Consider the following 16,064-nt stretch of genomic DNA (forward strand, 5'->3'; position numbering starts at 1 on the left):
CGTTATTCCCCGCCGTCGATCAGAACTGGTAGACCAGACCCACACCAACGATATTATCGGTATTGATACCCGCGCTATCGGTGAAGTCGTTGTCTTTCATCAGATTAATCTGATAGTCAACATAGGTCGACATATTTTTATTAAAGTAATATGTAGTACCGACATCAATGTATTTTTTCAGATCCTGTGAACCGTATTTACCGATATCACTGCCGCGTGAAGTCACATAAGCCAGCGACGGACGCAGACCAAAGTCAAACTGATACTGTGCCACTAATTCCCAGTTATCCGCCTTATTCGCATAACCATACGCGGTGGAGCTGCTGGAACCGAAACGGGTTGCGTTATAAGAACGGGTGTACATAGCCGCCAGATAGACATTGTTGGCATCATATTTTACGCCACCGGTATACGCCTGAGCTTTGTCGCCGTTACCCAGAATATGGTTGCCATCAACGGAGTAGTTATTCTGCTCGTCGGTACGGTTAGATGAGAACATCGCACCACCCAGTGATACACCCTGACCCAGATCATAGGTCGCGCTCATACCCCAGCCATCACCGTTCTGGCCTAAGACATCACGACCATTTGCGGTTTCGGTCGCACTGCCGTTTTTACCCTGATACTGGACAGCCACATTCAGACCGTTAATCAGGCCCCAGAAATCCGTATTACGATAGGTTAATAATCCACTGGAGCGCTGGAACATAAAGTTATCGGCACCGTACGTGTCTCCGCCAAACTCAGGTAACACATCGGTCCAGCCGGATACGTCGTAAATAACGCCATAATTACGACCATAATCTAAGGAGCCGTCGTTATCGAATTTCAACCCGGCAAAGCCGACACGGGTAAAATTATCTGCAGCACCTTGAGATTCGGCGTTATTCGCAGCCATCTGATATTCCCACTGGCCATAGCCGGATAACTGATCAGAGATTTGCGTGGCACCCTTAAAGCCTAAACGCACGTACGACTGGTCGCCGTCCTGACCGTTATTACCGGAAAAATAGTGCAGGCCATCCACTTTACCGTACAGATCTAACTGGTTACCGTCTTTATTGTAAATTTCAGCGGCACTGGCGGAGCCCGCAGCAAGAAGTACAGGAACCAGTAATGAAAGAACGCTTAATTTCATGTTATCACCCTCAAAGGGACCTTCAGGCGTCAGCGACGGCTCAGGTCAATGTATAAAAATGTCAAAAACTACACGTAACGTCATGTTAAATCAGGAAAGCTGCCTTTCTATCAACGAAATGATACTAAACAGCCTAAATAGTTTCAATTTCTTTGAAATTAACGACAAAGTATTTCTACCGGGAACTTTCTTAATTTCATTATTCTCTTTTAATCCGCACTATTGGTCAAATCAACTAAAAATCACGATACCCAATCAATAAGGCACTTATTGCAAAAGAAATTTGTAAGGGTTCACAAAACTCAAAAGGTTAAACTTTACCGCACTGAAAGGTAAATAAAGTGTAAGGCGGAGAGATATACTTGGCTCTGCTATCATCATTTATTTCATTATTATCTTCATTCCCCCGAATGAGTATTTTATAATTCCCACCGGGCCACGAGCCCGGTTTTTTTTAATATTTCCCCTGTTGCCCTGCCATCCCTGGCCATCACGCCTTCATAAACAGAGTCTGTTATCTTCGCGCCCTTCATTTCATCAGTGAAATAAAAATTATCTATAAACAGGAATTAACAAAAACATCCTCCGGGACAGTAGCGACTGAAAGGATTCGGCTAAATATAAACAGTTATTTTATTACTGAAGGGTAAATCAGATCCCCGCCCTGGCCTTGAAATAACAAAAATATGTCCGGCGGGACATTTCTCTGCAAGACGTTCGCCACACGACGGGTTAAGCGGGGGTTTATTTCTCACTCTGCCTTTACTTCCGCATTTTTTGACGATACTTTTAGCCGGTTAAACTGTCTTCTGCCAGGAAAGCAGTGACGCCCGGCGGTGAAAATACGGCCCGGATAATGGCTGGTGGTACACAGCCTGACTGTGTGGATCCCTCTTCGTTTGTAAGTTCTCTTTGACCTCAGGTTCAGATCGTTATGCCCGGAAAAAATAGCCAGTTGCTCTCAAGACCGCTGTTCAAGCTCATGATGTTGTTCAACATCATCGTGGTCGTTATTTTCCTGAGCATCATTTATGACAGTCTGGGGGCCCAGTTACACCATCAGCAGGCCCTGCTGGGCAATTTCTCGCGGTCCCTGCAATTACGTGTCGATACCTACCGGTTTGCTACCTGGCAGATCTATCAGAATCAGAACAGCACGGCGGACAGCGATGATGACGACACTTCCTCCAGCGGCTTGCAGGAGATCCGTCTGCGGCCGGACATTTATGCCCCGGTAACTGAACAGGGCAAGACGCAGGCGCTGATCTTTGGTTCTCATGGCAGCAATACACTGGCAACCGCCGATAATATTTCTGACTTCCTGAATACCCTGTGGGGCATCAAAAAGAATGTCTGGTCCATGTACTACCTGAATGGCCAGGATAACAGTATGACGATGGTCTCGACTCTGCCTCTGAAAGATATGATGGTCCGCTATAACGGTGAAAGTATTACCGGACTGGTCTCGACCCGCAGAGCTGAAATGCTTCAGCAAGCCAATACCCTGGATGAACGTGAAAGTTTCTCTGAGTTACGCCACACAGCAGACAGCGATGACTACTATTTTACGTTGAGAACGACGTTTAACCAGCCAGGCCATCTGGCCACGGTGCTGGCCTTTGATCTGCCCATTAACGATTTACTAACCGGCAATCTCAGGCCGGACCGGATGATGTTTCATGATACCGACTCCGGCAGTCCGGATATGCCCACAGCAGACAGAGTGAATCTGGCAACTGCATCGGTTGAATTGCTGGCACCGCTTTCTTCATCATCAATGCTGATCTCGTATCAGGTTTCAATTCTGATGCTGGTCAATCAGGCGATTCACGAGTTTGCCCTGACCCTTTGTTTATGCCTGCTGTTGCTTGTACTGTCTCTGACCGCCAGCTTTCTGCTACGGCGTTATCAGACACCACAGGAAGATAACAGTAATCCCGAACTGGAGTTGCTGCGCATCCTGAACAAAGAGATGGTCGATAGCCTGCCGGTTGGCTTTGTTATCTATGATTTTAATGCGCATCGTGAGGTCGTCAGTAACGAGAAAGCTGCCCAACTGATCCCGCACCTGAATCTGCAGAAGATAGTCTCGTTGTCAGAAAATGTTCAGGGTGTGCTGCAGGTAACGATTAATAATGAAGTCTATGAAGTCAGGCATCAGCAGAGCCGCTGCTCGCCTCAATATCGTTTCTTTATTATCAGTAATCAGGATCGCGAAATTCTGATTAATAAAAAACTACAGCATGCACAGAAGGTGCTGGATAAAAATCATCTTATCCGTCGCCAGTTGCTGGAAAATATCGGCCGCACGTTCCGTCAGCCGGTGACACGTCTGCGCCACCATCTTTCTGAACTGCAGGACTCTGTCGCCCTTGCTGACTGGCAGCCGCTGGCTGATTACAGTGACCACCTGTTACGTCTCACGGACAATATTATTCTGCTCAATGAGCTGGAAAATCATCGCTGGTCCGCAGATGAACAGCCGTTCAGCCTGCAGAAAATGCTGGATGAAATCGTGACCGAACTCCTCCCTGCGTTGAACCCGCGTGGCCTGGACATTATTGTGAATAATCTTCGCCCCGCTGATGAGATTCGGCGCGGTGACAGCAGCATTGTCAGAAAAATCCTGATGACATTGCTGTGGTATTCCTTCGGAACCACCCGCTGGGGCAAAATTTCTGTCCGAATCAGTGCAAGCCCGGAACAAACTGATCGACTAATGGTAAATATTGTAGATACTGGTCAGGGTCTGAATAAGACAGAGCTTGAGAACGCACATTTTCCGTTCAGCGGCGATGTCAGCACACTGAACGACGAAAAGTCGAACAGCATGGACCTGTTTTTCTGTCGTCAGTTCTGTCAGGCATTGAACGGAAAGCTGGATATGGTCTCTAAGACAGATCTGGGCACCCATTACAGTGTCACTCTCTCATTGCCGGTACAGGCACAGGAGACGGAGCAGGATGAGAAAATACTGGACGGAATTACAGTATTGGTCGATGTGGTGGTTGATGATATCTATAAAATCGTTAGCCGTCAGCTGGAGTACTGGGGGGCAAAATGTGTGATTGCCGACGAGCGGGTTTCAGTCCAGGACTATGACTTCCTGATCACTGATGTGCCGGCCAGGCTCTCGGGATGGGCAGTGCTGATTACGGGGACGGAGCCAGGATATTCAGCCATTACCCCGCAGCAGTACCGTGCGAATTACAATCTGAATCAGGCATTTCTGGAAGCTCTGCTTTCATTGATTGAAAAACAACTGACCGAGGATGAGATGGAGGATGCTCCTGAAACTACCGGGAATTCAGTGTTAGAGGAACCCGGATATTTTCAGATATTTAAGGATACTGTACCCGATGACGTCACTAAATTATCTCTTGAACTTGCTGATAAAGATTATGCCGCACTCGCTCTGACAGCACACCGGCTTAAAGGCGTTTTCGCGATGCTGGGTCTCGAGGCCGGAAAAGCACAGTGTGAGCAGTTAGAGCTTTTCATTGAAAAGTGCGATGATTTAAACATTAAAGAAGCTGCCAGGGACATTGACGACTACGTCAACAAACTATTGCAGCAAGGTAAATAAAAAGATGAATAACTTAAACGTAATTATTGCCGATGATCACCCGATAGTCTTGTTCGGGATCCGTAAATCACTCGAACAGATCGAGTGGGTTAATGTCGTCGGTGAGTTTGAAGACTCCACAGCACTGATCAATAGCCTGTCTAAGCTCGAAGCCAATGTACTGATCACCGACCTGTCGATGCCTGGCGATAAGTACGGCGACGGGATCACGCTGATCAAATATATCAAACGTCATTACCCTGATTTGGCTATCATCGTCCTGACGATGAATAATAACCCTGCCATCCTGAGCTCGGTACTGGACCTGGATATTGAAGGGATTGTACTGAAACAGGGTGCACCGACGGACCTGCCTAAGGCACTGGCCGCCCTGCAGAAAGGGAAGAAATACACCCCTGAGTCAGTGGCTAAATTACTGGAAAAAATCAGTGCCGGCGGTTACGGTGACAAACGTCTGTCCCCGAAAGAGAGTGAAGTATTGCGCCTGTTTGCCGAAGGTTTCCTGGTGACCGAGATCGCCCGTAAACTAAACCGCAGCATCAAAACCATCAGTAGTCAGAAAAAATCTGCCATGATGAAGCTGGGTGTCGACAACGATATTGCCCTGCTGAACTACCTTTCTTCGGTGAGCAGCAGCTTGCCTAAAGAATAACCGGTATCCGGTGCCCTGCTATCGTGGCAGGGCTCCGGACGGATAACATCACCCTATCCACCGGATCCTGTCTTACTCTTCCGCTAAGCATGGATACCGCTGACAGCCTGCCCGGCCAACGCCGCGCGCAGTTTCTGCGATAATCTGCTGCTGTCGCACGCGCACAGCGCTGGCTTAGTCTGCCGATACCCGTTCCCGCCGGATGCGTTCCACATACGCTGCCAGCGTAGACCCAAGTTCCTGCAGAGTCACGGGTTTGGAGAGACAGGCGTCCATACCGGCTTCCAGACAATTTTGTTTCTCATCGGCCAGCGCATTCGCCGTAACGCCAATCACCGGACGAGTCCAGCCGGACTCACGTAACGTCCGGGTAAGGAGATAGCCGTCCATATTCGGCATATTCACATCCGTCAGGATGATATCCGCGTCAATTCGCTGCAGGACATTTAATGCATCCACGCCATCCTGGGCTGTTTTAACCTGATAACCGATGGTGTGTAACTGACCGGATAGAAGCATCCGGTTGATAGGATGATCGTCAACCACCAGAATCAGAATATCATCGTGGCACGCGGCTTGCGGTTTATCTTCCGGCGCTATGGCCGGATATTTGTTCTCAATGGCCGGACGGAAAATGCGCCGCAGCAGATCCGGTAACTCATGGGGCATAGACGTCGTCGTAACCCAGGTACCTGGCTGAATTTCCATCGGGAATCCGGTGTGTTCACTGCTGAAGCAGATCCGCGCCCGGCATACCAGTCCGCTGACGTCATCACCGTCGGTAATGTAAATATCCTGTGGGGTCAGTTGTGTCCGATCCCGGCTGACGATGACCGAAAGTGCCTGCAGATTCCGGCTGAGATAATCGGCATACAGGGGATTTTTCAGATCAATACAGACCCGCCGGCCGGAGAGATCCGTGGCTGCGGGCTGCCACTGGCCCTGATAGACAGGAATGCGTACCGTAAACTGGCTGCCCATCCCCGGTTCAGATTCCACCGCAATATCGCCATCCATCATACTGACCAGTTTTTCGCAGATGGCCAGCCCCAGCCCGGTTCCCTGAAAGTTCCGCTGTACGCCCGTCCCGACCTGAAAGAACGGATCAAATAACCGTAATACATCGCGTGTCGGAATACCGACCCCGGTATCACGCAGCCGGAAAGCCAGGTATCCCTCATGCTGATACAGATGCAGGATAATGCAGCCTGTATGAGTGAATTTTATCGCATTACTCAGCAGATTCGAGACAACCTGTTGCAGCCGCATCGGGTCTGCAAACAGAGAGGTCGGTACGTCATGCTCGATCATACAATAGAGGGTCAGCCGCTTTTTTACGACCAGCGACAGATAGTTAGAAATGATATGCCCGACCATCTCGTGCGGTGAGAACAGACAAGGTTCGGTTTTCAGCTGTTCAGACTCAATCTTCGAGAAATCGAGAATATCGTTAATAATTTTCAGCAACAGGTCTGAAGAGTTATTCATGGCACTGACCAGCGCTTCCGTATTTCTTGGCAGTTCACGGGTCTTCAGTAAGTCCAGGTTGCCGATAATGCCATACAGCGGGGTGCGTAACTCATGACTGACCGTGGCCAGGAACATCGATTTTGACTGGCTGGCCTGTTCTGCGGCATCGGCCACTTCCTGCAGCGACTGCTCCATCTTGATCCTGGCGCTGACATCCACCAGTACGCAAATCGCCACATCTTCATTACGGTAACGGCTGTGAACAAAACTGATTTGCAGGTTGGTATTCGAGCCGGTCAGCACATCGACAAAATTAACCTGCTGACCACTGATAATATCCGTCAGCCGCACTTTATCCTCTGCGGTCAGCAGGCTCAGGTAGTTATGGGCAAGTTCATTACTCAGGACGTTGCTGCCATCACTGGTGCGCAAAATACAGATACCGACCGGCGCCGAAGCGACAATCTTGCGGTTAAATTGCTCATGTTCTTCCAGACGAATAGCATTCTCCTCCGCCGGATAGAGCATGCGCCGCTCAAAAATCATCGCCAGCACCATCAGTAATAATGCACTGAAGATATTAAGTAACACCGCATTGATGATCATCAGCTTCATCTGGTTAAACAGCAATCCGGTCGACAATGAATAGACAATACTGAACGGACTGGACGTCAGCGACCGCTTGAGGATCAACTGACGGTACCCTTCGCTGTAGCCGAACCAGAGTTTATCGTCCGGCAGCCATTCGAAGCTACTGCTGGTCGCGTCTTTATCCGTGGACAGCAGCAGTTGGTTATCGCTGTTAATAATCGACGTCACGACAGGAATACTGCCCGGCGTCGTCAGTTCATCCAGACGGAGATTTTGCTCAAAGCTCAACAGCGCTACCGGCTGATTTCCGGTATACACCGGCATCATCATATAAAACGCCCCGACCCCCGGCTGGTTGCCGGCGGTGATCCAGTACACAGGATTGCGCTGCTCATTGAGGCTACTGTTATGAAAGCGTAATACATTTTCCTGCAGCGAGCGGTTGCTGTAATCCCCGCTGACATCACTGTTACCGAAAGAGAAGGTTGCCAGACAATTGCTGCCATTATTCAGCAGAAAAATCCGGCTCATCTCATACGAAGAAACATACTGGCTTTCCCAGTAATGAATAAATCCCCCCATCATGGATAAGGTCGAGCGCCAGGAAGCACTGGTCGTGCTGCAATCATCATCACTGAACAACGGGGAGTACTGAGGCGAGAAGTCTTTATTCCCGCTACTGAGAGTGAAGGTATTCCCGTCAGGCGTCTCATTAAGCTGGCCTTCGGTAATGTACTTAAGTTCGCGCATCGCTTCATTAGTATGCGCAACATACCATGCCGCCTGGCTGAAATTGCCGGACAGTTGTTCCCGGATATCGGACTCTTTCTCATGTAACACATTAAGCAAATAAAAGGCACTCAGCAGCCCGCCGAGTAACCAGAGCAACAGCGCCAGAACCCGGAAAAGATAACGGGAAACACGTAATGTGGTACGAAAAGAGACGAGATATTTCAAAGGATACTCACTGCAGTAAGCCTGGAATAATTCAATGACGGAAAGGTGCCCTGCACGTCATCACTGTAACGCCAAAGTCATCCCTGAAGGGAGTAAGATTATCACAACCCGGGCCGTGTTGTCGTGATTGTCAGCGGTGGAGAATGGGTAAAAAAAAGAGACACCGCTAAGCGGTGTCTCTCCGGAGTAACCTGAAGGCCGGACTTATTGCTGGTCTTCCGGTGCCGCATCGTCATCCGGTTCGGCTTCCTGAACGATCTCGTCTTCCCCTTCCGCGACCGTACCGTCGATCGCATCCAGTTCATCTTCTTCGACCGGTTCAGCAACACGTTGCAGACCCACGACATTTTCATCTTCCGCCGTACGGATAAGGATGACACCCTGAGTATTACGGCCAACCACACTGACTTCAGAAACACGGGTACGTACCAGAGTCCCGGCATCGGTGATCATCATAATCTGATCACTGTCGACCACCTGTACCGCTCCGATCACCGGACCGTTACGCTCTGTCACCTTGATAGAGATAACCCCCTGAGTCGCACGGGACTTGGTCGGGTACTCACTGTTGGCAGTACGTTTACCGTAACCGTTCTGCGTCACTGTCAGGATCGCGCCCTCTTCACGAGGAATGATCAGTGATACCACCCGGTCATTTTCGGCCAGCCGGATACCACGAACACCTGACGCTGTACGGCCCATCGGTCTGACGGCCTGTTCCGAGAAGCGGACGACCTTACCGGCCGCCGAGAACAGCATCGCTTCATCATTACCGTCAGTCAGTGCCACACCGATCAATTCATCGTCATCACGCAGGTTGACGGCGATGATCCCGGCGCTACGCGGACGGCTGAATTCGGTGAGCGCGGTTTTCTTCACGGTGCCGCTGGCGGTCGCCATAAAGATGTTCAGTCCTTCTGAGTACTCACGTACCGGCAGAATGGCAGTAATACGCTCGTTCGCTTCCAGTGGCAGCAGGTTAACGATCGGCCGGCCACGGGCCCCGCGGCTGGCTTCCGGTAACTGGTAAACTTTCATCCAGTAGAGGCGACCACGGCTTGAGAAACAGAGGATGGTGTCATGGGTATTGGCGACCAGCAGGCGATCAATAAAGTCTTCTTCTTTGATCCTTGCCGCTGATTTGCCCTTACCGCCACGACGCTGCGCTTCATAATCGGTCAGAGGCTGATATTTCACATAGCCCTGATGTGAAAGCGTAACCACCACATCTTCCTGATTAATCAGGTCTTCGAGATTAATATCCGCGCTGTTTGCCGTGATTTCGGTACGACGCTTATCACCAAATTGTTCACGGACAGCCATCAGTTCTTCACGGATCACTTCCATCAGACGGTCAGAGTCCTGCAGAATAAAGATCAGTGCGGCAATTTCGTCCAGCAGCTGCTTGTATTCATCCAGCAGTTTCTCGTGTTCCATTCCGGTCAGCTTCTGCAGACGGAGGTCCAGAATCGCTTGCGCCTGCTGTTCGGTCAGGTAGTACGCACCGTCACGGATACCGAATTCCGGTGCCAGCCATTCCGGACGTGCAGCATCATCTCCGGCTTTTTCAAGCATTGCTGCGACGTTACCCAGTTGCCACGGAGTGGATACCAGGCCAGCTTTGGCTTCTGCCGGCGAAGGTGCACGACGAATTAACTCGATAATCGGGTCAATATTTGCCAGTGCTACCGCCAGACCTTCCAGGATATGGGCACGGTCACGGGCTTTGCGAAGCTCAAAGATGGTCCGGCGGGTCACCACCTCACGGCGGTGACGCACGAAGGCTTCCAGGATATCTTTCAGCGGCATAATTTTTGGCTGGCCCTGGTGCAGAGCAACCATATTGATACCGAAAGACACCTGTAACTGCGTCAGTGAATAGAGGTTGTTTAATACCACTTCACCGACGGCATCACGCTTAATCTCAATGACGATACGCATACCGTCTTTATCCGATTCGTCACGCAGCGCGCTGATCCCTTCGATTCGCTTCTCTTTAACCAGTTCTGCGATCTTTTCAATCAGGCGGGCTTTGTTCACCTGATAAGGGATTTCGTGCACGATAATCGTTTCGCGGCCGGTTTTGGCGTCAGTTTCGACTTGTCCCCGCCCGCGGATATAAATTTTGCCACGTCCGGTGCGGTAGGCCTCTTCGATACCGCGACGGCCATTGATGATAGCTGCCGTCGGGAAGTCCGGGCCCGGAATGTGTTCCATCAGGCCTTCAACGGTGATCTCATTATCATCAATATAGGCCAGACAACCGTTAATCACTTCATTCAGGTTATGCGGAGGAATGTTGGTTGCCATCCCCACCGCAATCCCGGAGGAACCGTTAACCAGCAAATTAGGCACTTTCGTCGGCAGAACTTCAGGGATCTGTTCTGTACCATCATAGTTAGGTACAAAATCAACGGTTTCTTTGTCCAGGTCTGCCAGCAGTTCATGGGCAATTTTCGCCATACGGACTTCGGTATAACGCATGGCGGCTGCGGAGTCGCCATCGATAGAACCAAAGTTACCCTGCCCGTCCACCAGCATATAGCGCAGTGAGAAAGGCTGAGCCATACGGACAATGGTGTCATAAACGGCGGAATCACCGTGCGGGTGATATTTACCTATCACATCCCCGACAACACGGGCAGATTTTTTGTAGGCTTTATTCCAGTCATTACCCAGTTCGCTCATGGCGAACAGTACACGACGGTGTACAGGCTTAAGTCCGTCGCGGACGTCAGGTAATGCACGGCCAACGATGACCGACATGGCATAATCAAGATAAGAATTTTTTAATTCTTCCTCGATATTAACCGGTGTGATTTCTCTTGCTAAGTCGCTCATGGAGCCGATATCCCTCTAGATATTGCCGACTGTTAAGGCCGCAAATCATATCACAAACCAGCCCTGCGGTGAACGTCAGCGTCATATTAGTTACCCCGGGGCGCAGACGGGGGATGCCGCAAGCGCTGTAAGCGTTTATACTCGGGAAAATTTTGTCAGGAGTAGTGATATGAATATGCCTTCTCAGGAAAAACCACAGAATGTCGACCACCAGGAAATTGCGAAATTTGAAGCCGTCGCTTCCCGCTGGTGGGATTTGGAAGGTGAGTTCAAACCTCTGCACCGTATTAACCCGCTGCGACTGGGCTATATCAGTCAGAACAGCCAGGGCCTGTTTGGTAAAAAAGTTCTGGATGTCGGTTGCGGCGGCGGCATTCTTGCCGAAAGCATGGCCCGCGAAGGTGCCAATGTCACCGGGCTGGACATGGGGGCCGAACCGTTAGAAGTTGCCCGGCTGCATGCCCTGGAAACCGGGGTGACCGTCCACTATGTTCAGCAAACCGTTGAAGAACATGCCGCGGAGTTTGCCGGGCAGTACGATGTGGTGACCTGCATGGAGATGCTGGAACACGTTCCGGACCCGCAGTCTGTTATCCATGCCTGTGCAAAACTGGTTAAGCCGGGCGGCCAGGTGTTTTTCTCAACCATTAACCGTAACCCTAAGGCCTGGCTGATGGCCGTATTTGGAGCGGAATATGTGTTACGTATGGTGCCGCGCGGTACCCATGATGTGAAAAAATTCATTCGTCCGGCCGAATTACTTAACTGGGTCGATGAAACGTCACTGCGCGAAGAAGGGATGACGGGTCTTCATTATAATCCGCTGACCAACAGGTTCCGCCTTGGCCACGGCGTTGATGTCAATTATATGGTCCATACGAGCCGCCCGGTATAACCCTGCCTTTTCTGTGGAGTGTTATACTTTTATTTTTTCCGGCAGGCCGACAAAATTTTCCTGCCGGAAAATAATCCGGTTTTAGTCTCTTTTTTCACCCTGCTATACAGCAGGACTTTCCCCGGCACCCCTGCTGTGAACGAAAAACCGGCGACCGATCGCAAAAAGAAATTTTTTCTCTAAAACGTTGACATCATCTTATGCCTTGAACCATGCGGGCTTCGAAAAAATCAGAAAAATACAACCCGTTTTACTATCATTTTTTTCGCTTGTTAAGTCGCAGGATCTCACTAAAATAAACCCTATCTTGTTATATATTTTCTGAACACCCCCTACATGTAGTGCTTATCCACAGTTTTATTCACAAAGAAGAATCTGTGCATAAGTGCCCGAAATATATAACTCACTGATACTCATGCATAGATAGGTAAACGCGACATGAATCAAAGTCTGCTCGTCACGAAACGCGATGGAAGCCAGGAACGAATCAACCTCGATAAAATACACCGGGTACTCGATTGGGCAGCGGAAGGTCTTCAGAATGTCTCGGTCTCTCAGGTCGAGCTGCGCTCCCACATCCAGTTTTATGACGGAATCAAAACCTCCGACATTCATGAAACCATCATCAAAGCTGCAGCAGACTTGATTTCGCGTGAAGCACCGGATTACCAGTATCTGGCTGCCCGGCTGGCTATTTTCCATCTGCGTAAAAAGGCTTACGGCCAGTTTGAGCCACCGGCCTTACTGACCCATGTCCGGTCAATGGTCGAACGCGGGAAATACGACGCTCACCTGCTGGAAGATTATAGTGAAGAAGAGTTTGCCCTGATGGACGGCTTTATCGATCACTGGCGGGATATGAACTTCTCTTATGCCGCGGTTAAACAGCTGGAAGGAAAGTATCTGGTTCAGAACCGTGTTAACGGTGACATCTATGAAAGCGCCCAGTTCCTTTATATGCTGGTTGCAGCGTGTCTGTTTTCTGCCTATCCGCGTGATACGCGTCTTGACTACATCAAGCGCTTCTATGATGCGGTTTCCACCTTCAAGATTTCTCTGCCGACACCTATCATGGCGGGTGTGCGTACCCCTACCCGTCAGTTCAGCTCCTGTGTACTGATTGAGTGCGGTGACAGCCTGGATTCCATCAATGCCACCTCCAGTGCCATTGTCAAATATGTGTCACAGCGCGCCGGTATCGGTATTAACGCGGGCCGTATTCGTGCACTGGGCAGCCCGATCCGTGGTGGCGAAGCTTTCCATACCGGATGTATCCCGTTCTACAAGCATTTCCAGACCGCCGTAAAATCCTGTTCTCAGGGCGGTGTGCGTGGCGGTGCAGCGACACTCTTCTACCCGTTATGGCATCTGGAAGTTGAAAGCCTGCTGGTCCTGAAGAATAACCGTGGTGTTGAGGGTAACCGTGTCCGTCATATGGACTATGGCGTTCAGCTGAACAAACTCATGTATCAGCGCCTGCTGAAAGGTGAAGATATCACCCTGTTCAGCCCGTCGGATGTCCCTGGTCTGTACGATGCCTTCTTTGCTGATCAGGCGGAATTTGAACGTCTGTATACGCAGTACGAGCAGGACAGCAGCATCCGTAAACAGCGTATTAAAGCGGTGGAACTGTTCTCACTGATGATGCAGGAACGTGCTTCGACCGGACGTATCTACATCCAGAACGTCGACCATTGTAATACCCACAGCCCGTTTGACCCGGCTATCGCGCCAGTGCGTCAGTCTAACCTGTGCCTGGAAATTGCCCTGCCGACCCGTCCGTTAAACGACGTCAATGACGAAAACGGTGAAATCGCGCTCTGTACCTTGTCAGCCTTTAACCTGGGGGCTATCAGCGACCTCAGTGAACTGGAAGAACTTTCCGTTCTGGCGGTACGGGCACTCGATGCCCTGCTGGATTATCAGGATTACCCTATCCCTGCCGCCGAGCGTGGTGCCATGGGACGCCGTACCCTGGGTATCGGTGTGATTAACTTTGCCTACTACCTGGCGAAACACGGTAAACGCTATTCTGATGGCAGTGCCAATAACCTGACTCATAAAACGTTTGAAGCGATCCAGTACTATCTGTTGAAAGCCTCGAACGAACTGGCGAAAGAGCAAGGCGCCTGCCCGTGGTTCAGCGAAACCACCTATGCCGCCGGCGTACTACCGATTGATACCTATAAAGCGGATCTGGATGGGATCAGTGATGAACCACTGCACCTGGACTGGGAAGCACTGAGATCCTCGATTAAAGAACACGGTCTGCGTAACTCGACGTTATCTGCCCTGATGCCTTCTGAGACATCTTCACAGATTTCAAACGCGACTAATGGCATTGAACCTCCTCGTGGTCATGTCAGTATCAAGGCCTCGAAAGACGGGATCCTGCGTCAGGTCGTTCCGGATTATGATGCGTTGAAAGATCAGTACGAACTGCTGTGGGATATGCCTTCGAATGACGGTTACCTGCAACTGGTCGGGCTGATGCAGAAATTTGTCGACCAGTCGATCTCTGCAAATACCAACTACGACCCTACCCGTTTCCCTAACGGTAAGGTGCCGATGAAGCAGCTGCTGAAAGACCTGCTGACCGCTTATAAATTTGGCGTAAAAACCCTCTATTACCAGAACACCCGTGATGGTGCAGAGGATTCTCAGGACGATCTTGCGCCCGCCGACGATGGTTGTGAAGGCGGCGCCTGCAAGATTTAACCCTTTCCGCCAGGGGCTTGCTGTTTGCCCCTGGCTTTAGTTAACCGCTGAAACGTCAGCCTGTATGAATCGGATGTTTCCTGATGGCCTACACTACATTTTCACAAAACAAAAACGATCAGTTAAAAGAACCGATGTTTTTCGGTCAGTCGGTCAACGTTGCCCGTTATGACCAGCAAAAATATGATATTTTTGAAAAACTGATCGAAAAGCAACTGTCCTTTTTCTGGCGTCCTGAAGAAGTGGATGTTGCCCGTGATCGAATCGACTATCAGTCGTTGCCGGAACACGAAAAACACATTTTTATCAGCAACCTGAAATATCAGACCTTGCTGGATTCTATCCAGGGACGTAGCCCGAACGTGGCCTTACTGCCGCTGGTGTCGATTCCGGAACTGGAAACCTGGATTGAAACCTGGTCATTTTCAGAGACGATCCACTCCCGCTCTTACACCCATATCATCCGTAATATCGTTAATGATCCGGCGCTGGTGTTCGACGATATCGTCACCAACGAACAGATCCTGAAACGTGCGGAAGACATCACCGGTTACTATGATGACCTGATCCAGATGACCAATTACTGGCACTTACTGGGTGAAGGAACTCATCAGGTGGCGGGTAAAGAGGTTGTGGTCAGCCTGCGTAACCTGAAAAAGCAACTCTACCTGTGTCTGATGAGCGTCAACGCGCTGGAAGCTATCCGCTTTTATGTCAGCTTCGCCTGCTCATTTGCCTTTGCTGAACGTGAGCTGATGGAAGGTAATGCCAAAATCATCCGTCTGATTGCCCGCGATGAAGCACTGCATCTGACCGGTACCCAGCATATGCTGAACCTGATGCGTAGCGGTGAAGATGACCCGGAAATGAAAGAAATTGCCGCGGAATGCCAGCAACAGTGTTATGAACTGTTTAAAAAGGCGGCTATCCAGGAGAAAGAGTGGGCAGAATACCTGTTCCGTGATGGTTCAATGATCGGCCTGAACAAAGATATTCTGTGCCAGTATATCGAATATATTACTAATATTCGTATGCATGCCGTCGGACTGGATCTGCCGTTCCAGACCCGTTCCAACCCGATCCCATGGATTAATTCATGGCTGGTCTCCGACAACGTCCAGGTTGCCCCACAGGAAGTGGAAGTCAGCTCGTATTTAGTAGGTCAGATTGATTCTGAAGTCGGGGCCGACGATTTCAACGACTTCCAGCTGTAACC

8 protein-coding genes are annotated in these 16,064 nt (G+C 50.1%); 5 read left to right on the forward strand and 3 right to left on the reverse strand.

Annotated elements, in window-relative coordinates:
- Positions 1–19 precede the first annotated feature (19 nt).
- Complete coding sequence (ompC, locus tag JK223_RS09725) at positions 20–1,138, reverse strand: porin OmpC (protein WP_212713986.1); 1,119 nt, start codon at positions 1,136–1,138, stop codon at positions 20–22.
- A gap of 934 nt (positions 1,139–2,072) precedes the next feature.
- Here ompC and rcsD point away from each other — a divergent pair.
- Both rcsD and rcsB read left to right on the forward strand, forming a co-directional pair.
- A complete protein-coding gene (gene rcsD / locus JK223_RS09730) occupies positions 2,073–4,724 on the forward strand; it encodes a phosphotransferase RcsD (RefSeq protein WP_212713987.1) in 2,652 nt (883 codons plus the stop codon).
- Between the two features lie 4 nt (positions 4,725–4,728).
- Entirely contained in the window at positions 4,729–5,376 is a 648-nt protein-coding gene (gene rcsB, locus JK223_RS09735; RefSeq protein WP_025903355.1) for a response regulator transcription factor RcsB, read from the forward strand.
- Positions 5,377–5,550: 174 nt separating this feature from the next.
- On the opposite strand, the gene rcsC is transcribed toward rcsB, so the two are convergent.
- Entirely contained in the window at positions 5,551–8,394 is a 2,844-nt protein-coding gene (gene rcsC / locus JK223_RS09740) for a two-component system sensor histidine kinase RcsC (protein WP_212713988.1), read from the reverse strand.
- Positions 8,395–8,598: 204 nt separating this feature from the next.
- A complete protein-coding gene (gene gyrA, locus JK223_RS09745; RefSeq protein ID WP_212713989.1) occupies positions 8,599–11,235 on the reverse strand; it encodes a DNA topoisomerase (ATP-hydrolyzing) subunit A in 2,637 nt (878 codons plus the stop codon).
- A gap of 169 nt (positions 11,236–11,404) precedes the next feature.
- On the opposite strand from gyrA, the gene ubiG reads away from it, so the two are divergent.
- The 3 genes from ubiG (at position 11,405) to nrdB (ending at position 16,062) form a co-directional block, all read left to right on the forward strand.
- Complete coding sequence (ubiG, locus tag JK223_RS09750) at positions 11,405–12,130, forward strand: bifunctional 2-polyprenyl-6-hydroxyphenol methylase/3-demethylubiquinol 3-O-methyltransferase UbiG (protein WP_212713990.1); 726 nt, start codon at positions 11,405–11,407, stop codon at positions 12,128–12,130.
- 438 nt (positions 12,131–12,568) lie between these two features.
- Entirely contained in the window at positions 12,569–14,848 is a 2,280-nt protein-coding gene (nrdA, locus tag JK223_RS09755; RefSeq protein ID WP_212713991.1) for a class 1a ribonucleoside-diphosphate reductase subunit alpha, read from the forward strand.
- A gap of 83 nt (positions 14,849–14,931) precedes the next feature.
- Entirely contained in the window at positions 14,932–16,062 is a 1,131-nt protein-coding gene (nrdB, locus tag JK223_RS09760; protein WP_212713992.1) for a class Ia ribonucleoside-diphosphate reductase subunit beta, read from the forward strand.
- The last annotated feature ends 2 nt before the right edge of the window (positions 16,063–16,064 follow it).

It is taken from the genome of Tatumella sp. JGM118, from assembly GCF_018257515.1.
Taxonomy (GTDB): Bacteria; Pseudomonadota; Gammaproteobacteria; order Enterobacterales; family Enterobacteriaceae; genus Tatumella; species Tatumella terrea.